This is a genomic window from Brevibacillus sp. AY1 (genome assembly GCF_029870785.1).
In the GTDB taxonomy this organism is placed as follows: Bacteria; Bacillota; Bacilli; order Brevibacillales; family Brevibacillaceae; genus Brevibacillus; species Brevibacillus invocatus.
Genome location: NZ_JAFLPN010000047.1, coordinates 1 through 23,605, shown reverse-complemented (window position 1 = coordinate 23,605; position 23,605 = coordinate 1). Strand labels below are relative to the sequence as shown.

The 23,605-nt window shown below is 47.2% G+C and carries 24 protein-coding genes; 23 read left to right on the top strand and 1 reads right to left on the bottom strand.

Features of this window, described 5'->3' with window-relative positions; genetic code table 11:
• The first annotated feature begins 218 nt into the window (after positions 1–218).
• The 23 genes from hslO (at position 219) to lysS (ending at position 23,250) form a co-directional block, all read left to right on the top strand.
• The gene (gene hslO / locus JZI27_RS22185) at positions 219–1,091 is read left to right on the top strand and encodes an Hsp33 family molecular chaperone HslO (RefSeq protein ID WP_280209343.1); all 873 of its coding nucleotides are present in this window, start codon (positions 219–221) and stop codon (positions 1,089–1,091) included.
• A gap of 27 nt (positions 1,092–1,118) precedes the next feature.
• Complete coding sequence (locus tag JZI27_RS22180; RefSeq protein ID WP_280209342.1) at positions 1,119–2,021, top strand: peptidyl-prolyl cis-trans isomerase; 903 nt, start codon at positions 1,119–1,121, stop codon at positions 2,019–2,021.
• 78 nt (positions 2,022–2,099) lie between these two features.
• Positions 2,100–3,032 carry a cysteine synthase A gene (cysK, locus tag JZI27_RS22175; protein ID WP_122910645.1) on the top strand — a complete coding sequence of 311 codons (933 nt, stop codon included), beginning with the start codon at positions 2,100–2,102 and terminating at the stop codon, positions 3,030–3,032.
• Positions 3,033–3,154: 122 nt separating this feature from the next.
• Complete coding sequence (locus JZI27_RS22170) at positions 3,155–4,672, top strand: anthranilate synthase component I family protein (protein ID WP_280209341.1); 1,518 nt, start codon at positions 3,155–3,157, stop codon at positions 4,670–4,672.
• Positions 4,669–5,259 carry an aminodeoxychorismate/anthranilate synthase component II gene (pabA, locus tag JZI27_RS22165; RefSeq protein ID WP_122910643.1) on the top strand — a complete coding sequence of 197 codons (591 nt, stop codon included), beginning with the start codon at positions 4,669–4,671 and terminating at the stop codon, positions 5,257–5,259. The genes JZI27_RS22170 and pabA overlap by 4 nt, the downstream gene beginning before the upstream one ends.
• Positions 5,260–5,684: 425 nt before the next feature.
• On the top strand, positions 5,685–6,908 hold the full coding sequence (locus tag JZI27_RS22160) for an MFS transporter (protein WP_280209340.1): 1,224 nt from the start codon (positions 5,685–5,687) through the stop codon (positions 6,906–6,908).
• A gap of 31 nt (positions 6,909–6,939) precedes the next feature.
• The gene (locus tag JZI27_RS22155; protein WP_251244452.1) at positions 6,940–7,452 is read left to right on the top strand and encodes a GNAT family N-acetyltransferase; all 513 of its coding nucleotides are present in this window, start codon (positions 6,940–6,942) and stop codon (positions 7,450–7,452) included.
• Positions 7,453–7,642: 190 nt separating this feature from the next.
• Positions 7,643–8,593 (top strand): hypothetical protein, encoded by a 951-nt coding sequence (locus JZI27_RS22150; protein ID WP_280209339.1) that lies wholly within the window; start codon positions 7,643–7,645, stop codon positions 8,591–8,593.
• 136 nt (positions 8,594–8,729) lie between these two features.
• Positions 8,730–9,368 (top strand): HD-GYP domain-containing protein, encoded by a 639-nt coding sequence (locus JZI27_RS22145; protein WP_251244450.1) that lies wholly within the window; start codon positions 8,730–8,732, stop codon positions 9,366–9,368.
• Between the two features lie 152 nt (positions 9,369–9,520).
• A complete protein-coding gene (locus JZI27_RS22140) occupies positions 9,521–11,239 on the top strand; it encodes a methyl-accepting chemotaxis protein (RefSeq protein WP_280209338.1) in 1,719 nt (572 codons plus the stop codon).
• Positions 11,240–11,352: 113 nt separating this feature from the next.
• Complete coding sequence (locus JZI27_RS22135; RefSeq protein WP_280209337.1) at positions 11,353–12,417, top strand: right-handed parallel beta-helix repeat-containing protein; 1,065 nt, start codon at positions 11,353–11,355, stop codon at positions 12,415–12,417.
• Positions 12,418–12,474: 57 nt separating this feature from the next.
• A complete protein-coding gene (locus JZI27_RS22130) occupies positions 12,475–13,761 on the top strand; it encodes a serine hydrolase domain-containing protein (RefSeq protein ID WP_280209336.1) in 1,287 nt (428 codons plus the stop codon).
• Positions 13,762–13,946: 185 nt separating this feature from the next.
• On the top strand, positions 13,947–15,587 hold the full coding sequence (locus JZI27_RS22125; RefSeq protein ID WP_280209335.1) for a PhoX family protein: 1,641 nt from the start codon (positions 13,947–13,949) through the stop codon (positions 15,585–15,587).
• A gap of 20 nt (positions 15,588–15,607) precedes the next feature.
• Positions 15,608–15,811, top strand: a complete 204-nt coding sequence (gene tatA, locus JZI27_RS22120; RefSeq protein WP_122911446.1) for a twin-arginine translocase TatA/TatE family subunit — start codon at positions 15,608–15,610, stop codon at positions 15,809–15,811.
• A gap of 97 nt (positions 15,812–15,908) precedes the next feature.
• Positions 15,909–16,643, top strand: coding sequence for a twin-arginine translocase subunit TatC (tatC, locus tag JZI27_RS22115; RefSeq protein ID WP_280209334.1), 735 nt, complete (start codon positions 15,909–15,911; stop codon positions 16,641–16,643).
• A gap of 33 nt (positions 16,644–16,676) precedes the next feature.
• A complete protein-coding gene (gene pabC / locus JZI27_RS22110; RefSeq protein WP_280209333.1) occupies positions 16,677–17,522 on the top strand; it encodes an aminodeoxychorismate lyase in 846 nt (281 codons plus the stop codon).
• A gap of 358 nt (positions 17,523–17,880) precedes the next feature.
• Complete coding sequence (gene folP, locus JZI27_RS22105) at positions 17,881–18,771, top strand: dihydropteroate synthase (protein WP_415783127.1); 891 nt, start codon at positions 17,881–17,883, stop codon at positions 18,769–18,771.
• Complete coding sequence (gene folB / locus JZI27_RS22100; RefSeq protein ID WP_280209330.1) at positions 18,764–19,135, top strand: dihydroneopterin aldolase; 372 nt, start codon at positions 18,764–18,766, stop codon at positions 19,133–19,135. Before folP ends, folB begins: the two co-directional genes overlap by 8 nt.
• Positions 19,132–19,662: a 2-amino-4-hydroxy-6-hydroxymethyldihydropteridine diphosphokinase gene (folK, locus tag JZI27_RS22095; protein WP_280209329.1), complete on the top strand. Its 531-nt coding sequence runs from the start codon at positions 19,132–19,134 to the stop codon at positions 19,660–19,662. The genes folB and folK overlap by 4 nt, the downstream gene beginning before the upstream one ends.
• Positions 19,614–19,826 carry a helix-turn-helix domain-containing protein gene (locus tag JZI27_RS22090; protein ID WP_031306174.1) on the top strand — a complete coding sequence of 71 codons (213 nt, stop codon included), beginning with the start codon at positions 19,614–19,616 and terminating at the stop codon, positions 19,824–19,826. The genes folK and JZI27_RS22090 overlap by 49 nt, the downstream gene beginning before the upstream one ends.
• A gap of 82 nt (positions 19,827–19,908) precedes the next feature.
• Positions 19,909–20,937 carry a tRNA dihydrouridine synthase DusB gene (dusB, locus tag JZI27_RS22085; RefSeq protein ID WP_251244411.1) on the top strand — a complete coding sequence of 343 codons (1,029 nt, stop codon included), beginning with the start codon at positions 19,909–19,911 and terminating at the stop codon, positions 20,935–20,937.
• Between the two features lie 204 nt (positions 20,938–21,141).
• Positions 21,142–21,618, top strand: coding sequence for a transcription elongation factor GreA (greA, locus tag JZI27_RS22080; RefSeq protein ID WP_122911441.1), 477 nt, complete (start codon positions 21,142–21,144; stop codon positions 21,616–21,618).
• A gap of 108 nt (positions 21,619–21,726) precedes the next feature.
• Positions 21,727–23,250, top strand: a complete 1,524-nt coding sequence (lysS, locus tag JZI27_RS22075) for a lysine--tRNA ligase (protein WP_251244410.1) — start codon at positions 21,727–21,729, stop codon at positions 23,248–23,250.
• 151 nt (positions 23,251–23,401) lie between these two features.
• On the opposite strand, the gene JZI27_RS22070 is transcribed toward lysS, so the two are convergent.
• The coding region (locus tag JZI27_RS22070) for a hypothetical protein (protein ID WP_280209326.1) at positions 23,402–23,605 on the bottom strand (204 nt) is incomplete at its 5' end.

The following is a 23,605-nucleotide window of genomic DNA, read 5'->3' as shown; positions in this document are numbered from 1 at the left end:
AAAGATTAGCGGAAGATAGTATAAGTGCAACTAAGGCTCCGCCAAAAGCTTGGCGTAGCCAAGTTTTCTAAAAAATGACAGGTGCACAAGCTCTCATTTCGTTGGAATGTGCCTGAAGTGGCGTAGCTTGATGGCTGATGTGGTAAACTGGTTAATGCGTAAATCACGTTCTTATAGAATCAATACCAGCAGAAATGGACTTAAAGGAGGATCGCCTCATGAGCGATTACATGATAAGAGCTACAGGTTTTAATGGACATGTGCGCGCATTTGCTGCACGAACCACGGATATTGTCGAAGAAATGCGCCGACGCCACGACATGTGGAATACGGCAACTGCGGCGGCTGGAAGAACGCTGACCACGACTTTGATGATGGGAGCCATGTTAAAAGGAAACGAAAGCCTCTCCGTCAAAGTAAAAGGGGGAGGACCCATCGGGCAAATCGTCGCGGAGTCCAACGCACATGGAGAAGGTGTCGCTTATGTGACCAATCCCCACGTTCATTTTGAATTGAATGAGAAAGGCAAACTGGATGTGGCACGTGCAGTGGGTACGAATGGTTTTGTCTACGTAACCAAGGATCTGGGCTTGAAGGAGCCTTATCAAGGAAGCTCTCCAATCGTCTCTGGGGAACTTGGCGAAGACTTTACTTATTATTTCGTGGTCTCTGAGCAGACGCCATCCGCTGTAGGTGTGGGTGTGCTGGTGAATCCCGAAGATCGCTCTGTTTTGGCTGCAGGAGGCTTTATTCTTCAACTGCTGCCGGCTACCCCAGAGGATGTAGTGGCTGCTATCGAGGAGCGCTTGTCCCAGCTGCCGCAAGTTTCCCGCATGATTGGGGAGGGATTGTCTCCGGAAGAGATCTTGACCAGGGTGTTGGACGAGCCGAAATTCCTGAGCCGCACTGAAATTCAGTTCCGCTGTTCCTGCTCCGAACAAAAAGTGACGAGAGCCTTGATCAGCATGGGTCAAGAAGAGATGGAAAGCATGACTGAAGAACAAGGAGAAGCAGAGGTTCACTGCCATTTTTGCAATGAACGGTACTATTTTGACAAGTCCGCGTTAGAAGACATCAAGAGAGACATGTAGGCGCGGCATTCCGAGGGGGAGGATGACATGACCATTGGAAGAGGGTTATGGACATTCGTCGGCGCACTCGTGGTGCTCTTATTGGTGGTAAGCTGGTCGTGGTCCCAGTCATCAGGCAAAATGAAGACCGCTGCCGTCGTAGGAAAGGAAACGATCTCCGACGCTGAATGGGTAGCTGCATTAAAGCAGAAGTACGGACAACAGGTTCTTCAGGAAATGATTAATCGAAAAGTGGTGTTCCAGGAAGCTGAGCGCCAAGGAATCACAGCAGATCCCAAAATGCTGGAAAAAGAGCTGGCACAAATACGTGAAAGCTACGGCAGCGAGAACGATCGTGATTTTGAACAGGCTTTGATGAGGCAGGCGGGTACTACTATCGAAGCACTGACACAGGAAATTACCTATCAATGGCTGCTGCGCGAGCTGGCTACCCAGGAAATCTCGGTCACGGAAGAGCAGATACAGACATTCTACAACAACAATCCAGAACGTTTTACGCAGCCGCTTCAGGTACGACTCTGGCAAATCGTGGTCGCGTCTAAACAAGAAGCAGACGTGGTTGTGAAGGAATTGAAGCAAGGAGCAAATTTCCAAACTTTGGCCAAGGAGCGATCCATTGATTCCCTGACTGCTGCTAGTGGTGGGGATATGGGGTGGATCAGCCTGGAAAAATCCGATTTGCCGGATGATGCGAAAGCCATGCTTGCAGATTTGAGCAAAGGAAAAAACAGCTCACCTGTAAAACAGGACGATCAATACGTGATTTATCACGTAGCGGAAAGAAGAGAAGCAAAGCAAACGGCGTTTGATCAAGTCAAGGACGATCTGCGAAGAGAGATGGCTTTTGCCCAAGTGGAATCACTGGACACTTTTATGGAACGCCTAAGGGAATCGGTCGGGGTGGAAATCAATGGGCAAATGCCTCATTGACCAGATAGGCTGCCATTGATATAATAAGACCTATAAAACCTACTATTTTACTCGGTAATTAAAAAGGGGGAAGGACACATGCGTGTGGCCAATTCCATTACAGACCTGATCGGATTTACACCGTTAGTGAAATTGAATCGAGTCGTCACCGAAGAGATGGCAGACATTTACCTGAAGCTTGAATTTTTTAACCCAGGCAGCAGCGTGAAGGATCGGATTGCTCTGGCCATGATCGAGGCAGCGGAAGCAGAAGGAAAGCTGAAGCCAGGAGATACCATCATCGAGCCTACGAGCGGAAACACGGGGATTGGTTTGGCGATGGTAGCGGCAGCCAAGGGCTATCGCGCTATTCTGGTAATGCCAGAGACCATGAGTATCGAGCGCCGCAATCTATTGCGTGCGTATGGAGCTGAGCTGGTGCTGACGCCAGGCAGCGAAGGAATGGGCGGTGCCATCCGCAAAGCGGAGGAGCTGGCTCGGGAAAATGCTTCCTACTTCATTCCGCAGCAATTTAAAAACCTAGCTAACCCTGCGGTTCATCGTGAAACGACGGCCAAGGAATTGCTGGAGCAGGCAGCAGAAATTGGTGGAGTCGACGCCTTCATATCGGGAATTGGTACCGGCGGAACGATCACAGGCGTGGGTCAGGTATTGAAAGAGAAATACCCACAGGTGCAAATTGTAGCAGTAGAGCCTGCAGCTTCCCCTGTCCTCTCGGGGGGCAAACCAGGGCCGCACAAGATTCAAGGCATTGGAGCCGGATTCGTTCCAGACATCCTGGATACCGAGATTTATGATGCGATCATTCCAGTTGAAAATGATGACGCGTTTGAAACGGCCCGTCGTGTAGCTCGCTTGGAAGGAATCCTCGGCGGGATCTCCTCTGGTGCAGCCATCCATGCAGCGTTGCAAGTAGCAACGAAGCTGGGCAAAGGGAAAAAAGTGATTGTGATCATCCCAAGTAACGGGGAGCGCTATCTGTCTACACCGCTTTATCAATTTGAAGACTAATTGCTTCAAAAGTCGAAAGACCACATCAGGCTCCGACCAGCCATGTGGTCTTTTCTTTTTGTACGAGAAGAGGATATAATTTACGGGCATAACATTTGTCTGATAACGGAGCGTGAAGAGCCATGGTCTTTCCTATATATGCTGATTGTCTGACTTATTCCCGATCCTATCCGTTGATTCCACTGGCAGTGCGAGTCCCTTGGCCTAGCCATGTGGACCCGTGGCATGTACTGCAGGCTTTGCAGCCGTCCCTGAAGGATTCAATTCTTTTGGAGAGCGGCCGGGTGGGCAAATATTCATTTTTAGCGTTTCAACCCGTCGCGACCTTGAAGAGTAAACACAATACAGCGACCATTTCTTATCCGGATGGGCAAGTGGAGAGCGTGGCTGCTCCCAATCCGTTGGAAGCACTGCGTACGCTGCTTGCCAACTACCGCACGCCTACATTGCCAGAGTTGCCTGATTTTTCCGGAGGGGCAGTCGGGTATCTGAGTTATGAGATGAACCGTTTTTTTGAGCCGACTTTGCCGCAGCTGGCTGTTGATGACTTACAGCTGCCGGACCTTTATGTTATGATAATGAAAGATTTGATTGCCTTTGATCATGATCGCAGGGAAATCATTTGCGTGACCCATCTCGCAGCCGATCATCTGACAGAGGAGCACTATTACGAATCCGTTCAGGGCTTGATACAGCGTGCTGAGCTGGTGACCGATCTCGCAGTCGATCTGGACGATACGGACTGGGAGAGCTTGCGTAAACGGCCGATTTCCTCGTCTGCACCTGTAGATGTATCTTGGGAACAGGCAGAGTTCGAAGAAGCTGTTCGCCGCGTGCAGGCGTACATCTCTCAGGGAGACGTGTTCCAGGTAAACCTGTCCGTCCGACAAAGCAAGCCTATTGGCGTGACCGCACCGGAGATTTACAGTGTGCTGCGCAGGCTCAATCCATCCCCTTATATGGGATATCTCGACTTTCCGGAATTTCAGCTGGTCAGTGCTTCACCTGAGCTTTTGGTCAAGGTGAAGGGCGGTGAGGTGCATACGCGTCCGATCGCAGGAACACGACCGCGTGGAAAAGACGACGCAGAGGATGATGCGTTGGCCCGTGAGCTGATCGACAATGAAAAGGAAAGAGCCGAGCATGTGATGCTGGTCGATCTGGAGCGCAACGACATGGGGCGGGTATGCCGATATGGAAGCGTGGAGGTTAGCGAGTTTATGGTCGTGGAAAAGTACTCCCACGTCATGCACATCGTATCTCACGTGATCGGAGAGCTGGCAGAGGACAAGGATGTCTTTGATGTCGTAGCCGCTACATTTCCCGGCGGAACGATCACTGGAGCGCCAAAGGTCAGGACGATGGAGATCATCGAGGAACTGGAGCCCGTTAAAAGGGGTGTCTATACCGGATCTATCGGCTGGTTTGGATTCAATGGCGAATTGGAACTCAACATCGCGATCCGAACGATGCTGGTCAAGGATGGTGTAGCGCATGTACAGGCTGGAGCGGGCATCGTGATTGACTCATTGCCAGAGGCGGAGTATGCGGAATCATTGAAAAAGGCAGAGGCATTATGGAAGGCATTAGAGTGGAGTGAGCAGAGCAAGAAGAGTCGAGAGGAGACGAGTGTACGATGATTTTAATGATTGATAACTATGATTCTTTTACCTACAACCTGGTACAGTATGTAGGGGAGCTAGGTGAGGAGCTTCAGGTCTATCGCAACGACAAGATTACAATAGAAGAGATCGAACGGCTGGCACCTGATTATTTGATGATTTCGCCAGGACCCTGCACACCGAATGAAGCGGGAATCAGCATGGACGTAATTCGTCATTTTGCTGGCAAAATTCCGATTCTGGGTGTTTGCTTGGGCCATCAGTCCATCGGGCAGGTGTTTGGAGGAAAAGTCGTTCGTGCGCAGCGGCTGATGCATGGGAAAACTTCGGACGTCTTTCATGACGGACAAACCATCTTTCGGGATATTCCATCGCCATATACAGCAGCCCGCTATCATTCGCTGTTGATCGAAGAAGGATCGTTGCCGGACGAGCTGGAAGTGACAGCACGGACAGCAGACGGAGAGATCATGGCTATTCGCCATCGTGACTATCCGATCGAGGGAGTCCAGTTTCACCCTGAGTCGATCATTACCCAGCACGGGAAGCAACTGCTGAAGAATTTCCTCACTACCTATGCACGGGACACGGCTGTACAAGGTTAAAGAATTCGAGATAGAGATGATCGTGAGTCACCTTGGCAATAAAGGCCAGGTGGCTCTTTTTTGTATTGTATAATGACCCGGTGATCGAATACCTTCCATCGTTCAGGTTACGACAACTGAGGATCGAGCCAGTGTAAAAATCCATCATCTTCTCTCTCATACTACTGGTGTGCCGCCTATGCGCAGGAGGGAAGAAATCCTAAAAAGATAGGCACTCAAACCTTCTGAGTGCCTTTTAGTGTTGTTCTTTTGACTGTTTTTTGAATTCTGTCCTTTACGTATTGTGAAAACTGTTCATTTTCGTATGTACAGATGTTTTTTATAATAATTAAGCCCACTCGATATCACTTAGTTGTTGGAAAGGAAGAATTATTATTTTGTCCTTTAGAAGTTTTCATCGCAATATAAAAATTAGAATATACCTAATGTTTATCACAACACTTGTAAATACTATGGTATTTCCTTTTATGTCTATTTATTTTGTCGAATCTTTTGGTGGGGTTATAACAGGGTTTATCCTGAGCGGTGAAATACTTGCTTCTATTATTGCTAGCTTTTATGGAGGGTATCTTGCTGATCAGTTGGGGAGAAGAAAGGTAATGCTTGTTGCTGAAAGTATCAAAGTATTAGCTTTATTTATGATATGTATTGCTAACTCATCCTGGTTATATTCTCCGATGGTAACGTTGATAATGATGACTATTTCGACAATAGGGGGCGGTATTGCAACACCAGCAGCTGCAGCAATGATAATAGATGTAAGTAGTAGTGAAGAGAGAAAGGTTATCTATAGCATTCAATATTGGGTGTTTAACGCGGCAATTGGAATAGGGGGCTTAGTGGGTGGATTTTTATTTTCAGATTTCAAGTTTGTGCTTTTTCTAATAGTGGCATTAATATCTCTTTTAAGCCTAATCATTCTATTTTATTTGATTACTGAAACTTACAAACCAACAGAACAAGACAAGGTTAAACGAAAACAGAGTTCTATAGGTAAAGCAATAATGAATTATAGAGAGGTTTTAAAGGATTCTACCTTCATTCTTTTTACATTCACTTCACTACTGGTTGTTTCAATAGAGCTACAGGCGATGAACTATACAGGAGTAAGAATAGCAAGTGAATTAAAAACTCCTGTACCTATATTCTCATTAGATGAATGGAGTTTTAAAATTGACGGAATAGGTTTATTTGGAGTTATGAATACTCTGAATTGTGTTGTTGTTGTCATGTTCGGAGCAATATTAGGTAAATGGATTCAAAAGCAGAATGAGAGTATTGTGCTTTATGGGGGAATTCTCATATATGCAATTTCATTGGGGATGATTGCTATTAGTGATGTCCCTTGGGTACTTTTAGTCCTTGTAATTATAGCTGCACTAAGTGAGCTTTCTTTTTGGCCAATTGTTCAAGCTTACTTAGCCGATTTACCACCAGAAAAAAGTAGAAGCTCATACATGGCTGTTAATAGTCTAGTAGGCAGAGGAGGCATGATGTTAGGTACTTTCGCTATAACGATTGGGACTTTCATTCCTCCTTGGGGAATGGGGATTTTATTTGTTTTAACTGGTATGATAAGTATGTTTTTGTTTTCTACATTTAAAAATAAGTTACTCAGTAGAAGACAATCTATTCGAAATGCAAGGTGATTCTGAAATAGAAAGTAGGATGTATTGATAAATGAGTGAAAAAAGAATCTTTACACAAAGACTAATTTTAATACCTTTTACAATCAAGATAGCGAAATCCATTATCCAAGGGAAATATGAAGAATTAACAGATATGGGACTCGGCTTAGGAGAAGGATGGCCTGATGAAGATACGATGGAGACCCTACCCAAAATAATAAAAGCGTTAGAGCTGGTAGAAGAGCCGACAGGGTTCGAATCGTGGATGGTCATAAAAAAAGATGAGATGAGCATCATCGGTGATGCAGGGTTCAAAGGTAGGCCTAATACTGAGGGAGAAGTAGATATTGGTTATGGGATCATTGAAGCAGAGAGAAAGAAAGGCTATGGATTTGAAACAGCAACAGGGTTAGTTGTTTGGGCATTCTCGCAACCAGAAGTTAATAAGATTACTGCTAAATGCTTAATAAATAACATAGATTCCGCAAGATTATTAAAAAAAATGAAATTTAAAGAAATATCAAGGGATGACGAAATGTTATATTGGTCCATTCAGAAAAAATAACTGCGATATAAAATAATCATATGATTTTCAAGAGGGGAAGATAGATCTATCTGCACTATTTGATGCAACACAAATCCTCTGCAGAGGATTGGGTCAGCGACATTTAATGTGCCAGGTGTTGAAAGGCAGAGCGTATTGCAATAGGTACAGACGATTTTCACGCACTTATAGAATGGAGAGGAGCTTTACGATGCTAAAAAAATCATTATTATTCGGAGTTGTCCTGGTGGTAGGCATCACCTCGTATACGTATACGACATCCTTTGCCCAGCAACCCGCTACGTCTGTCGCGGTGGAGAAGAGTGCGACAGAGGAAACAGTGTTGCTTGAAAGGCTGCAGATGCTCGAAAACGCAATTGTCCCTACGACTGCAGAAGCAACAGTTGACATGTGGGCAAAAGCCGTCCAGGAGAGAAATGGTGCCCTTCAATACGCATTGTTAACCGAAAATGCAAAATTGGGTTCAAAACGATCCTTTGAGAGCTTTCACTGGGTGACAGGCGCATCGAGTCCCTGGGTGGAGAATTATACGATTACGAGCCTGCCTGCCAATGAAGAGCAGCCTCAAGAGCAAAGGTTTCAAGTGGAATTTGAACTAGTTACGTCCACAGGAAAAACAGGCAAGGATCAAGCATTCGTAGGTGTGGTTAAACAAGGGCAAAAGTGGCTTATCCAAAGTTTCGGTCCAGTTTCAGAAAAAGCCGTAGGAATCTGGAACACACCGGAATCCATTAACGAACAAAGCATCGAGAACAACTTCGAAGACATGAAAAAGGTAGAAAGTAATCTCGGTTACACGATCCAGTTGCCCCAAAACGTATTGCAGAAAATCAAAATCGAAGAATCGAGCTGTAAGAACGAAGAAGGCAATCCGCCATGTCTAAATTTCTTTTACAAAGACATGGTTACCAAGCAAGATGTCATCCTTGCCTCTGTGATTCGCTTAAGTAAAGAGCAAGAGAAATCAGATTATTATGCGGGTCATCCATTTTTGAAAAAAATAGGGGAAAACCATCAAGGTGCGTTTTATTCGATCATCCCAAGTGAGCATCAGTATGCGGGAAAAGAAGAATCGGTACAAGGCAAGGAATGGAGTCAACTCATGGAAATGCTACAAGTCCGGATGAGCAAGTCAATCTAAACAATTAAATAAATGGATTGTAGATTGGATGAGCGAGACGTGTCTAGTGCCCGTGGTCTTTGTGGATCAGGCATCGGTCACGTCCTTTTTAGGCCTCAAGAATAGGATGTTCATGTAAAGATATTGGGGGTAGGTAATGGTGGTATTTCATTTACAGGAGGAAGTCTGCTCAAATACAGATGAGCTTTGTCAACTCAGACGTTTTTTACTTCCACGTACAAATGAGTACATGATTGATGTGACAATCAGTCTCCTGAAATCCATTGCAGCTCATGATGACTACACCTTAGACCATAGTATAAATGTAGCAAAATACGCCTATCAGATCGCCCGGAAAATGACGTTGTCGGAAAAGATCTGTACCCAAACGTTTCTCGGAGGTTTGCTACACGATATTGGGAAAATTGGGGTGAGCCAAACGATTTTGAATAAAAGGGAACCTTTATCTGATTATGAGTACGCCGAAATTCAGCAACATCCGTTAATTGGTTACGATATCTTGCAAATTAAAATCTTGAAAGAGAAAGAAATTGATAACATCGCTCTCTATCATCATGAAAGAATTGACGGAAAAGGGTATCCCTACGGTAAAAGAGGGGAACAAATCCCGCTGGTGGCAAAGATCATGTCAGTAGCCGATACGTACGACGCGATGACGACAAAACGACCTTATAGAGCAGATCTTCCAATCGAGTACGCTATCCAGCAGCTACGTAACGGAATTGGTACACACTATGATGGGGAGATCGTTCATGCGTTTATTTCGGGTCGATGATGGTGAAACCATACCTGTCATTGAGTACAATTCATATCTGACCATTTTCATCCTATTCATTTTCATTTATATTCTTTTTTACCTCATGCAACGCACAGGCATGAATACTTTGTACGCTTGCAATCTATGTGAAGACAGAAGGAGAGACAATTTTGAAACGTTCATTTAGTCTTAAACTGGTCCTCATTTTTTCATCCATTTTATTGCTGTTCGGTGCTGCGACAAGCACAACGGCCTATCGAACTATTCAGCAGAGTAACATGGAAAATACCGACAAGGAACTGCACGATTCCACTAACCTTTTATCTAAATTGTTAAATCGCGACGAAATTAGGGAGATTTTGAATGATCCTACAGGGGCGAATTCGCATGCATTGGAAATGACCAAGCTTCTGGATGACCTCATTCATACGTCCAAAACGATGTCGAACGCCTATATCATCAGCTTCCCTAATGGGAAAATGACGTTGCCTGTCCTATCAACTGCCTTGCTCGAAGCGGGAGTTCAGTACGGCCAGGAATATGACGGCGGTCCAACCTTTAATGATCCGGCAAAAGTTGCCTTTACCTCCAAGTCGCATCAAAGCACGGAAGTCTACAAAGACGAATTTGGCGAGTGGAAAACCGGATTTGCTCCAATTATCGACGAAGATGGAAACGTATTAGCATTGGTTGGAGTCGATTTTAATGTAGGCATGATTCAAGATAAAGTGCGTGCCGAAGTAATATGGTTCATTGTTTTGATTGTGGCTTTTTTAGTGGGATCTGCTATCATCATGTATTTCTTGGTTCGCCGTATGATTCAACCGATTACCCTTCTGGCAGGACTTTCCCGAAAGATTGCAGATGGAGATTTGCGTGTGGATCGGGTTCTTGTGAAATCAAATGATGAAATTGGTCAGCTGAGTGAGAGCTTCCAAGTGATGGTGAATAATCTCAAAATGCTTGTCCTGCATGTCAATACATCTGCCGGACAAGTAGGACAAGCATCAGAAGAGCTCACAACGAGTATTCAGCAAAGTAAAGGTATGATTAGCGAAATCACGGAAGCAATGAATGAGGTAGCTACAGGCTCCGATCATCAGTATAAAAGCGCACAGGAAAGCTCCAAAGCGATGGAAGAAATGGCAATGGGAATTCAACGGATTGCCGAAACGTCCAGTGCAGTCGCCGAGAGTGCCAGTGAGATGTCAAAAGGGTCGGAACGAGGAAATGCGGGTATGGAGAGAACCGTTTTACAGATGAACGCCATCCATCAAACGGTACAGGAGTCAGCCAAGATCATCCAGCTTTTGGGAGAGCGTTCTCAAGAGATTGGCCAAATTGTTGAGGTTATCTCTGAGATCTCGGCGCAAACGAACTTGCTGGCTCTCAATGCAGCAATCGAGGCAGCACGCGCAGGCGAGCACGGAAGAGGTTTTGCTGTGGTAGCAGACGAAGTACGTAAACTAGCCGAGCAATCCGATATCTCAGCACGACAAATCAGCTCGATCATCCACGAAATTCAAGGGGAGGCGAGCCAGGCAGTTTACGCGATGGACGCTGTAAAGGGCGAGGTAGGCATGGGGTTGTCTGTCGCAGTCGAAGCGGGCGAAGTGTTTCAACAAATCTACACTTCTGCGCAGGTGGTTGCAGGTGAGATTCAAGAAATCTCTGCTGCATCTGAACAAATGTCAGCGAGCACGGAAGAGGTCACTGCGTCTGTCGAGGAAATGGAGAAAATCGCGAAAGACTCAGCGAATCATACCCGCAATCTGACGGAAACGGCTCAGATCCAGATGAAAGTCCTGGACCACTTATTGTTATCCTCCGATAAACTCGATCAGATGGTTACAGAACTTGAGCAGGTTATCCAACGCTTTAAAGTATAATCGTTTTTAATCAATAGAAGGACTGGCCTTGAAAAAGGTCAGTTTTTTTGAGGGGAAAGGGAGAAAGAAACGTGAAGCGGAAGCTATTTTTCTTATACTTGGTGGTTATTTTCATGATGTTGGTTAGTGTGAATGAGAGAGGGTCGGTAGCAAAGGCATATAAAGAGGATAGGCAAAAGGACTTCTATGTGAATATCACCGATTTTGGCGCCATCCCAAACGATGCGAAAAATGATGCGGAAGCCATTCAAAAAGCGATCGACTTTTTGGCTAAGAGAGGTCTATCGGAGGGTGGAGGAGTTGTTTTTATTCCAAGAGGTGAGTATTTGCTGAACAAAACGATAGAGGTGAAGGATAATATTACTCTTATGGGAGAAGGCTCATCAAATCGCTGGGCAAATCGAATGGGCAGCAATCTAGTTCAAAATAACAATTCTCTGTCAACGCTGCTTCGGATCACCGGACGTGATACGAGAATCAGCCAGCTCGGAATTCGCGGGGATGAAAGCGCGTTTACGGATGGCATCACACTTGATGGAGCGGAGTATGTCACGATCGATCACTCGCTGATATCTCACATGGGGAGACGAGGGATATATGATAAAGGAGGGGTCGTTCGCAGGATCCAGAGCAACAGTATTTACCATACCAAAGATAACGCCATAGAAGGGAAGCTGTGGGACTCATATTTGGCTGGAAATGACATTGGCTACGGAAAGATCGGCTTGTACATCACAGGTGGTCCCTCCCGAATCACTGGAAATAAATTCTGGCTGCAGGGAGAACATGCGGTGTGGCTGGGTGGAAATAAATCCATCCTCTCAGAGAATGACATCCAATACCCGGGAGGGATGGGAGTTTATATTAATTCTATCAATAACATCGTCAACGCCAATATCATTCAAGTTGCAGGCCGAACAATCCATGCCGAGCATTTCAAAACCGGAATTTTTGTAAATGGGAGTCAAAATAGTATCGTGGGTAACTTACTGGTTCAATCAAATAGGGAGGAACCCGCTTACGGAAGCAACGTTACCAACTATGGAATCTACATTGCCAAAGGTGGTCATTCTGACATTCTGATCACACAGAATCAAATCGAAAGAGCACGGATACTAGACCTATACATTTCCGATGACGCCGAAAACGTAATTGTCGAGCAGAATATCGTTCATTAGGTAGTCACCTCCTCCTGCTCGATTATAATAAAATGAAAGGATGGGGAGGGGATTGGCATGATAGCTGAGAAATGGATGGATTTTGAGCAGTTTGTCAGAAGGATCATGACGCGGGAAGATATTCCAGGCGTCGCCATCGCGGTTTCGAAAAAGGGTGAAATCATCTATCAAAAGGGCTTTGGATTCGGCGACATCCAAACCAGAGAGGCGATTTCACCAACAACCATTTTTGGGACAGCTTCTGTTACAAAATCATTTACAGCAGCAGTGATTTTAAAGCTGGAAAAAGAGGGTAGGCTGTCAGTCGATGACCCGGTGATCGAATACCTTCCACAGTTCAGGTTACGACAACTGGAGGATCGGGACAGTGTAAAAATCCATCATCTTCTCTCTCATACCACTGGTGTGCCGCCTATGCGCAGGAGAGAAGAAATCCTAAAAATCGACGATCATCTGGATTATCTGGCTACCGAAGAATTTGAGCTGCTCGGGCGTCCGGGAGAGTATTTCAGCTATTGCAATGACACGTTCCTCTTGCTGGGCGGAATCATTGAGCGTCTGACCGGTCAGCTTACGAGAAGATACATAACACAACACCTGTTGCATCCCCTGCAAATGAATCGATCGACGTTTAGCTTGGAAGAGCTGGCCAAGCTGGATCAGGTTACGGTACCTTATGTGAAAAACGCCATCACCCATCAGATCGAAGAAGCGCCTTGGCCGACATTGGGTGTGTATGAGGTAGGAGGCGGTGTTCGGTCCAACGTGCTCGACCTGTTAAAATACGGACACATGTATTTCCAGGATCGGTATCTGGATAAAATGTGGCAGCCCGTGCACCGGGTCGCAAGAAATGCTTTCTACGGCTATGCATTGCGGAGTACACACGATTATGGCGGAGTTACCTTGGTAAAACACGGCGGCGGTCAGCCTGGTGTCTCCTCCTGCTTTGGTTTTGTACCTGAAGAGGATTTGGTAGTGGCAGTATTGACCAACCTGTCCCATGTCCCTGCCGAACAACTGTGGTTAGCGGCTGTAAATACGGCACTAGGACTTCCGCTGGAGCAAAAGGAAAATATCGAACCAGATTACGATGCCTCTCTGGAAGAGCTGCAAAGAATGATCGGGATCTATCGTTCGGCAGAAGGTGGGCATGTTCGGATATTCCTCGACGGAAAATCGCCAAAAGCGGAAATCGATCAGAGAGAGTTCGCTTTACGATCAAGTGATAGCTCCACACTGGTTTTAAAGGAGAATGAAGAGCCCATTCGCTTCTTTTTCAAACAGGCCGATCAAGCATGGGCTTTAATGCATGGCTCCCGCATGCTGACGAGAGCAGAGTAGAAGGAATATTAAAATTTTTCTTATGTGTACAACAGCCCAAAGGCTCCGCCAAAAAGATGGCGGGGCCTATTTGTTAATTGTGTAAATATCCATTTTACGGTTTCTTCATACCGCATTAACGCTCTGTTGATTTCCCCCCTGTATCATCAGAGGTAGACAAGAGTTTGAAAAAAGGAGCGATTGTGATGGATGTGAACCGTCGACAATTTTTGACTTATCTAGGAGCAGGTACGGCTGCGTTGGCTTCTCTGGCTACCGGAATACCAGCTTTGGCCGCAGGACCACTTTCGGGAAAAACGGCTGACCACTTGTTTGGTCTTGATGCCAAAAAGACCAACTTCAACCCGAAATTTACACCTATTAAACCGACAACCAAGGACGATGTGGTTCTGCCGAGTGGTTACTCCTATGATGTCATCGCTTCTTACGGCGATAAAATAAACCCGGCTGGGGATACATTTGGCTTCAACAACGACTTCACCTGTTTCCTGCCAATCGATGGCAATCCAGAGCACGGTCTGCTGTGGGTAAACCATGAGTACTTGGGTGAGCTCGAATACTACGTGAACGGATACGATTATCTGAACGCCGATGGTGACGACAACAAGCGTACGCCAGATCAGATCCAAAAGTATCTGTATGCGCTCGGCGGCTCGATCATCGAAATTAAAAAGGAAAACGGCAAGTGGAAGCTGGTATCGGATTCTGAATATGGAAGACGTGTCAGCGGTTTGACCAAGCATGTGCTGACTGGCCCTGCTGCTTCGATCGCCAAGGAAGTAACGGGCACATTTGCCAACTGTTCGGGCGGTGTCACGTTGTGGAACACAGTACTGTCCTGCGAGGAAAACTACCTGGATGTGGTCGGAGATTGCAAACTGCCTGACGACAGGCACTATGGCTGGGTTGTCGAGGTAGATCCATTTGATCCAAAGTCTACTCCTAAAAAGCATACAGCTCTCGGTCGTTTCTCCCATGAAAACACGGCAATGGTGCTGGCTTCCACAGGGCAGCTGGTCGTCTACATGGGCGATGACGCGAAAGATCAGTACGTGTACAAGTACGTATCCAAAGGCAAGTATGATCCAAAAGCAGGCAAGGCCAACTCCAGACTTCTTGAGGAAGGCACCCTGTACGTAGCGAATTTCGGTAAAGGCAAATGGATTTCGCTGGATCTGGCGACGAATGAAGCCCTGCAAAAAGCTGTAAAGGCTGATGGAAAGCCGTTGTTTGCTACGCAGGCAGACGTCCTGATCAACTGCCGCGATGCTGCCAAAGCCGTTAGCGCTACACCAATGGATCGCCCAGAGGATCTGGAAGTCCATCCGATCGACGGCTCCGTCTTTATCGCCTTGACCAATAATGACAAGCATGGCAATTTCTACGGCCAAATCGTTCGTCTGTTTGAAAAAGACAACCAACACGCCGGTCTGGAGTTCAGCTTCGAAATCTTCGCTGCAGGCGGCCCGCAAAGCGGTTTCTCTGCACCAGACAACATGGCCTTTGACAGTGCCGGAAATCTATGGGTAGTGACGGATATCTCTTCTTCGTCCATGAACAGCGGAATCTATACATCGTTTGGTAATAATGGAGTGTTTTTCATCCCGACAGCTGGAGAGCATAAAGGGGAAGCTGCTCAGTTCGCTTCAGGTCCAGTAGGTGCAGAAATGACGGGTCCTTGGTTTACGCCAGATGAAAAAACCTTGTTCTTGGCCGTCCAGCATCCAGGTGAAAATCTGAAGGCGTATGACAAGCCTACCAGCCACTGGCCAAAAGGTGGAAATTCAGTGGCACTGCCTAGTGTCATTGCCATTACCGGCTTCTAGGAGAAGGAGTGTAGCGCAAGATGTTATCCAGTATCGGAATCCCTGGGCTCATATTGATTTTGATTATTGCTCTGGTCATTTTTGGCCCGAGCAAGCTGCCTGAGATTGGACGTGCGTTTGGACGGACTTTGACTGAGTTTAAAACAGCAGCCAAGGATTTGACCAAGGACGATGACGACTCCCTGGCAAAAAACAGCGAGGAAGCAGGGAAGCGTGTCAACTAAACCGTGAAGTAGGGAAAGGTGGTGCGAAGAGCGCACTGCCTTTTTCCTGTTGATTCCGCTTCAAGGCCACCTGGGAGTGAAAAAGGAGGAGTAAAGCATGGGACAGGATATGCCCTTTTTGGAGCATTTAACAGATCTGCGTCGTCGCTTGATGATTGTTTTGGGTGCATTTTTCGGAAGCTTGGTGCTCTGTTTTTTGTTTGTGGATCACATTTATCAGGAGCTTGCCAGGCGCTCTGGGGAAAAGCTAGCCATTCTTGGTCCGGGAGATATTTTATCGATCTATGTAAAGCTGTCCGCCGTAGGAGCGATCGCGATCACCATTCCGATCGCCGCATACCAGATCTGGAGATTTGTCGTTCCTGCTCTGCAAGAAAGGGAACGCACGGTAGCCTTGATGTACATCCCGGCTCTCTTTCTGCTCTTTTTGTTTGGACTTTCGTTTTCATACTTCATTCTGTTCCCGATGACCTACGCGTTTGTTCTGGGACTTTCCAATGGGAATTTTGATTTGGTCATTACAGCCAACGATTATTTTACATTCATGTTCAATCTATGCCTGCCGTTTGCGCTGCTGTTTGAATTGCCGGTCGTGGTACTGTTTCTCAGTCATTTGGGTATCGTCAATCCGCATCGATTGGCAAAGATGCGCAAGCCCGCGTATTTTGTTCTCGCCTTGGTTTCCATTACGATAACACCCCCTGATTTGCTGTCTGATATCCTGGTCATCGTGCCACTGCTGGTCCTGTATGAATGCTCGATTGGCATCTCGTGCGTGATACACCGGAAAAGAGAACGGGAAACGGAGTCTTCTTCGCAAAGTATGATATGATAAGGGTATTGATCATTTCGGGAGAGAACGAATATGCACGTATATGTAAATGGATTGATCCAACCTGCTCACGAAGCCGTGGTGTCCGTGCTGGACCACGGTTTTTTATACGGAATCGGCTTGTTTGAGACACTGCGCGTTTACGATGGTCAGTTGTTTTTATGGGAAGCCCATTACGCCCGGCTCAGTTCAGGGCTTTCGGCTTTGCGCATCGCCTCCCCGGGTACTTCCGAGGAACTGGCACAGGCTATCCGGCAAACCGTGGATGCCAACAGCTTGGCAGATGCATATGTCCGGCTTAGCGTGACGGCGGGAGCAGAGGGAGTCGGTTTGGTAGCTGAGGGCTACGACCATCCTTCTCTGTTTATTTTCGTCAAACCGGTAGCGCCATTGGCAGACCCGCCCGTTCCCAAAAGACTGCAGACCCTTTCGCTCGCCCGGCAGACGGCGGAGGGCCACCAGCGTTTCAAATCTCACAACTATCTCAATAATGCACTCGCTCGTCAGGAGCTGGGAGCAGTGCCCGATGTAGAAGGTCTGTTTTTGACCCACGAAGGGTACGTAGCGGAGGGAATTGTCAGCAATCTGTTTTGGATAAAAGAGAACCGATTATATACACCTTCGCTGGATACTGGCATTTTGGATGGCGTGACGAGGCAGCATGTGCTCACGTTGGCCGAGCAGATGACGTTATCTGTAAAGCAAGGCAAGTATCGTCTTGAAGAACTCATGGCAGCGGATGAAGTGTTTGTCACCAATTCCGTACAGGAGATCGTTCCGGTTAGCGAAATTGATGGTCAGACTGTGGTGGCAAGCTATGGCGAATATACCCGCAAACTGCACCGCGCCTACCGTCAGTCTGTAGCGGGCAATGACTAAATTGTGTTATGCTTCTAATCAACATGCTAAGACGGAAAAGGGAGTTAGACTGATGAAGTACAATCCATTTCTGATACAGGCCCAGCACAGGGAACGGGTATCAGAGCTGTCCAAGAGAGGCATAACCTCCCCACTTGCAGAGCAGTTGGCCAGATACGGTGAGAACATGCTGATCCATATGGAGAGCCTCACTTGGGAGGAGGCTCATTTTTTGCGTCATGCTATGCAGTTGTGCGGGGGAGAAGCAGTCATCATCTCCGGCCATCCTGGTGACGAGATACAGGCAGAGGTTCTGCTTCTGGCAAACCGCTCGCAATTGGAGCTTGCGTTGCAGAAGATTTCCAGCGAAGAGATCGGTATGGTAGCTGCTGCGGCAGAGATACGGGAAGCCGTGGCCTTGCGCGAACAGCTGGATCGGCGGAAAAAGCTTGTTTGCGGACAGCACGTTTTGCCGCTCGGCGAAAGAACGCTGATTATGGGAATATTGAACGTGACACCGGACTCTTTTTCAGATGGTGGACGATACGTCGATCTGGATCAGGCGATCAGACAAGCTAGACTCATGGTGGAAGCAGGGGCAGATGTGATTGACATCGGCGGAGAATCGACACGTCCCGGGTCTGAGCCTGTCGACGCAGCGGAAGAACTCGATCGGGTGTTGCCCATTATTCGCGCTCTTTCAGCGGAAGTTCAGGTACCGCTGTCGATAGATACGTATAAGGCAGAGGTAGCTGATCGGGCTGTTCAGGCAGGAGCGCATATCATCAACGACATCTGGGGTGCCAAACGCGATCCGCAAATGGCCGCAGTGGCTGCGCGCCATCAGGTTCCGATTATTTTGATGCACAACCGCGAAGACCGGAACTATCGGCATTTTTACGCGGATTTTGTCAAAGATTTGCGAGAATCTGTACAAATTGCACTAAATGCCGGAGTGCGCCACGACCAGATTATTCTGGACCCAGGCATCGGCTTTGCCAAGTCCTTGGATCAAAACCTGGAGACCATGCGAAGGCTGGATGATCTGGTCGGGCTAGGATATCCCGTGTTATTGGCGACTTCCCGCAAGTCGATGATCGGACACGTGCTTGACCTTCCAGTGGAGGATCGGATGGAAGGAACGGCCGCAACCGTGGCGTTGGGAGTAGCAAAAGGCTGCCACATGGTTCGGGTGCACGATGTGAAGGAAATGAAGCGTGTGACCACCATGATGGATGCGATGTTAAAAGGAGGCGTTCACATTGGATAAAATCTATTTCAATGGGATGTCGTTTTACGGTTTTCACGGTGTTTTTGCTGCCGAAGCGGAGTTGGGACAGCGCTTTTACGTAGATCTTGAACTTTCGCTTGATCTGTCCAAGGCCGGTGCGAGTGACGATCTGAACGATACGATCAATTACGCTGAAATTTTCACCTGTGTTCAGCAAATCGTGGAGGGTGAGCGTTTCAAGCTGGTAGAGGCTCTGACCGCCAATATTGCAGAAAAGCTGTTGCGCCAGTTTCCGTTGCAGGAAGCGAGGGTAAAGGTCACCAAGCCGAACCCTCCGATAAACGGGCATTATGATTCGGTGGCTATCGAGATGACTCGCAAAAGAGAGGATTATGCCCAATGACGGTATGCGCGTATCTAGCGCTCGGATCCAATCTTGGAGATCGTGCAGACAATTTGAAACAGGCAATTGAACGCCTTTCTCAACAACCAGGGGTACGGGTTGTGCGAGTGTCCAGCGTCTACGAAACCGATCCGGTAGGCAACGTCGAGCAGGACGCCTTTCTCAATATGGTGATCGCTGTAGAAACAGAGCATACACCGGAACAATTATTGGACACGGCCTTATCGATTGAACAGGAGCTGGGAAGAGTACGGACAATTCGCTGGGGTCCCAGAACGATCGACATCGATGTTCTGCTGTACGGACAGGAGCGTGTTCAGCTGGAGCATTTGCAGATCCCACATCCGGAGCTTACCAAACGTGCTTTTGTCCTGGTGCCTTTGCGCGATGTATGGCGAGATGAGACATTGCCCATATACAATCAGCCAATATCCAAATATCTTTTGTCACTGCTGGAGGATCAGAAGGGGGTACGTAAGTGGGGAACAATCGACTGGGAAACCGAATCCGGTCCTTTCGAAAATTAAAAGGGTATACACAGCAGGGACTTGCGGAAAAGCTGGGAGTGTCGCTCTCGTTCGTCGGCTCGCTGGAGCGGGGGACACGCGTTCCGACAGAACCGGTGCTGCGAAAGATCGCCAGCACTTTACAGATCGATGTAGAGGAATTATGTGATATAAATAATGCATGATGAATGGAAAGGCTTATCCCCTCTCCAAGCAACCGCACGTACGTAGTATGGTGCGATTTGGGAAACAGGAGGTCGAAAATAGATGAAGATCGGCGATATTGAATTGAAAAATAATGTAGTTCTTGCACCGATGGCAGGAGTGTGCAATCCTGCTTTTCGTTTGATTGCCAAAGAATTTGGTACGGGATTGGTCTGTGCTGAAATGGTGAGCGACAAAGGAATCGTGCACGGAAACAAAAAGACGATGGATATGCTGTATGTGGATGAGCGAGAAAAGCCGCTCAGCCTGCAAATTTTCGGTGGTGACAGGGAAACGCTGGTCAAGGCGGCAAAGCATGTCGATAAACACACCAACGCAGACATTATCGACATCAACATGGGCTGTCCCGTTCCGAAGATTACGAGCTGTGATGCCGGAGCTCGTTTGCTTTTGGATCCGGAAAAGATCTATGAGGTCGTTTCGGCCGTCGTGGATGCGGTTGACAAGCCTGTTACGGTCAAAATGCGTCTGGGGTGGGATGAAGACCACCTGTACGTGTTGGACAATGCAAGGGCAGTTGAACGCGCGGGAGGCAAAGCGGTTGCTGTTCACGGTCGTACGCGTGTGCAAATGTACAAGGGACATGCGGACTGGAGCTGGATCGGGAGGGTTAAGGAAGCTGTTTCCATTCCTGTCATCGGCAATGGGGATGTGGCAACACCTGAGGATGCCCGCCGGATGCTGGATACCACGGGATGCGACGGTGTGATGATTGGTCGCGCTGCGCTTGGTAATCCTTGGATGCTGTATCGGACCATTCAGTACCTGACCACCGGAACATTGCCGGGTGAGCCGACTGTGCGTGAAAAAATCGACATCTGCTTGCTGCATGCCCAGCGTCTGATTGCCTTGAAGGGTCCGCGTGTGGGTGTACTGGAAATGAGAAAGCACGCAGCTTGGTATTTGAAAGGCTTGAGAGGGGCTACGCATACCAAGAATCTGATCAATGCGGTGGAGACCGAAGAAGAGCTTCGTCGTATATTGAATGATTATGTCGAATGGGTTGAGAACTACGCAGATGATATGGAAGAACCGCTAGAATCGGCTCGTGATGAGGCGATTAGCTACTAAGACCCAGACATTGACAAGGGTTCCTTCATATCCTATAATATGCCGTAATATCGAGAACAGAGCTGCCAGTGAAACCTGGCAGCTTTACCTATGACTCCTCAGGAGAGTTAGCAAGCATCTGTATAATGCATAAAACATCTACATATAATCATTCGTACTTTACCCAGTGCGAATGGAATTTTTTATAAACGGGGGAATTGAATCATGTCTGAAAAAGAAGTGATCCTGACACCACAAGGATTGGCTAAGCTGGAACAAGAGCTTGAAGACTTGAAAACGGTTAAACGCAAGGAAGTAGCTGCGCGAATTAAAGAAGCGATCAGCTTTGGCGATATCAGTGAGAACTCTGAATACGAGGAAGCGAAAAATGAACAGGCTTTCATCGAGGGTCGTATTCTGACACTGGAGAAAATGCTCCGCAACGCTCGTATCATCACCAACGAGGATGTAGATACAGGCGTGGTCAGCGTAGGCTCCCGTGTCAGAGTGAAGGACTTGGAATTTGGCGATGTCGTGGACTATACGATTGTAGGATCAGCAGAATCTGACCCGATGAACAATAAAATCTCCAACGAATCTCCTGTAGGTCAGGCGCTCTTGGGCAAAGCCAAAGGTGCTGTAGTAGACGTTCAAGTACCTGCTGGTGTGATCCAGTACGAAATTCTCGATATCAACCTGTAATCAGGACTTCCGTGGCGTACCTTTTTTATAAAGGTACGCCGTATCGCTATTTATTCAAGTTTGTTTACTACTACTAAATTAGGGATTTTTTACGAGGAGTGAAAGGAAATGGCAAACGAACAAGACGTGCAGCAAGGCGAACAAGAACAACAAGAAGGTCTTCACGAGCTTCTTCAAGTACGTCACGATAAAATGAACCAATTGCGCGAATGGGGATACGACCCATTTGGTAAAAAGTTCGAGCAAACCCATCATGCCGATGAAATTGTGAAGGCATATGGAGAGAAAACCAAAGAAGAGCTGGAAGCCGAAGAGCCTGTCGTGACCATCGCTGGACGTTTGATGGCCAAACGCGCTATGGGTAAAGCCAGCTTTGCCCAGGTGCTCGATCGTTCTGGACAAATCCAGATCTACGTGCGTCAGGATACTGTGGGAGAAGATGCGCATAAAGTATTTGACCTCAGTGATATTGGCGATTTGATAGGCGTATCCGGGGTAGTCTTCAAGACCAAGACAGGCGAATTGAGCGTAAAGGCAAAGTCATTGACTTACTTGACCAAATCGCTGCGTCCACTACCAGAGAAATACCACGGTTTAAAGGATATCGAAACGCGTTACCGCAAGCGGTACGTCGATCTAATCGTCAATCCGGAAGTGCGTGACACGTTTATCACGCGTAGTCGGATTCTTACCTCAATGCGTCGTTATTTGGACAACCTTGGATATCTGGAAGTCGAAACACCGACACTCCATGCAATTGCAGGGGGAGCATCTGCTCGTCCGTTTATCACACACCACAATGCGTTGGACATGCAGTTGTATATGCGGATTGCAATCGAGCTGCATCTGAAGCGTCTGATTGTAGGCGGTTTGGAGAAGGTGTACGAGATCGGCCGCGTCTATCGCAATGAAGGAATCTCCACTCGCCACAATCCGGAGTTCACGATGATCGAGCTGTATGAGGCTTACGCGGACTTCCAGGACATTATGAAATTGACCGAAAATCTGATTGCGCATGTGGCGCAGGAAGTTTTGGGTACGATGAAAATCGAGTATCAGGGCAATACAATTGATCTCACTCCGCAATGGCGCCGTGTGCATATGGTTGACCTGATTAAGGAAAACCTGGGCGTTGATTTCTGGAAGGAAATGAGCGATGACGAGGCCCGTGCACTGGCCAAGGAGCATGGAGTAGCGGTTGAGCCGCATCATACGTTTGGTCATGTGGTGAATGAATTCTTCGAGCAAAAACTGGAGCATACCCTGATCCAGCCAACGTTTGTATACGGACATCCTGTCGCGATCTCGCCACTGGCGAAGAAAAATGAACAGGATCCTCGCTTTACGGATCGTTTTGAACTGTTTATTGTGGCGCGCGAACACGCCAATGCGTTTACAGAGCTGAATGATCCTATCGATCAACGTGAGCGCTTTGAAGCGCAGCTGCTGGAAAAAGAAGCGGGGAATGACGAGGCGCATGATATGGATGACGATTTCATTGAAGCGCTGGAATACGGTATGCCGCCAACAGGTGGACTGGGTATCGGGATTGACCGTCTGATCATGCTGTTGACGAATTCTCCATCCATTCGCGATGTACTGCTTTTCCCTCACATGCGCGCACGTGACTAGAGGAAACGTGATAAAAGTGAAGCCGCTTGAATATTTTCAAGCGGCTTTATAATTTTCACTTGCACTAAAAATGATTTGGTGGTATATTAATTCTTGCTCGCAGTTACATACCTCTTCATCCACTAGCGGGATGGTAAGCAGATTCAGAAAGTCACACTAAACAATTTGAGAAAGTTGTTGACAGATATCTGGGCTGCGTGATAACATTAAGAGGTTGTTGTGAAATTGCTCTTTGAAAACTGAACAGCGAAAGCGTTGATGAGTCTATCATGAAATGATTAGCCAGCTTTGAACCAGATACAAACTTTATTGGAGAGTTTGATCCTGGCTCAGGACGAACGCTGGCGGCGTGCCT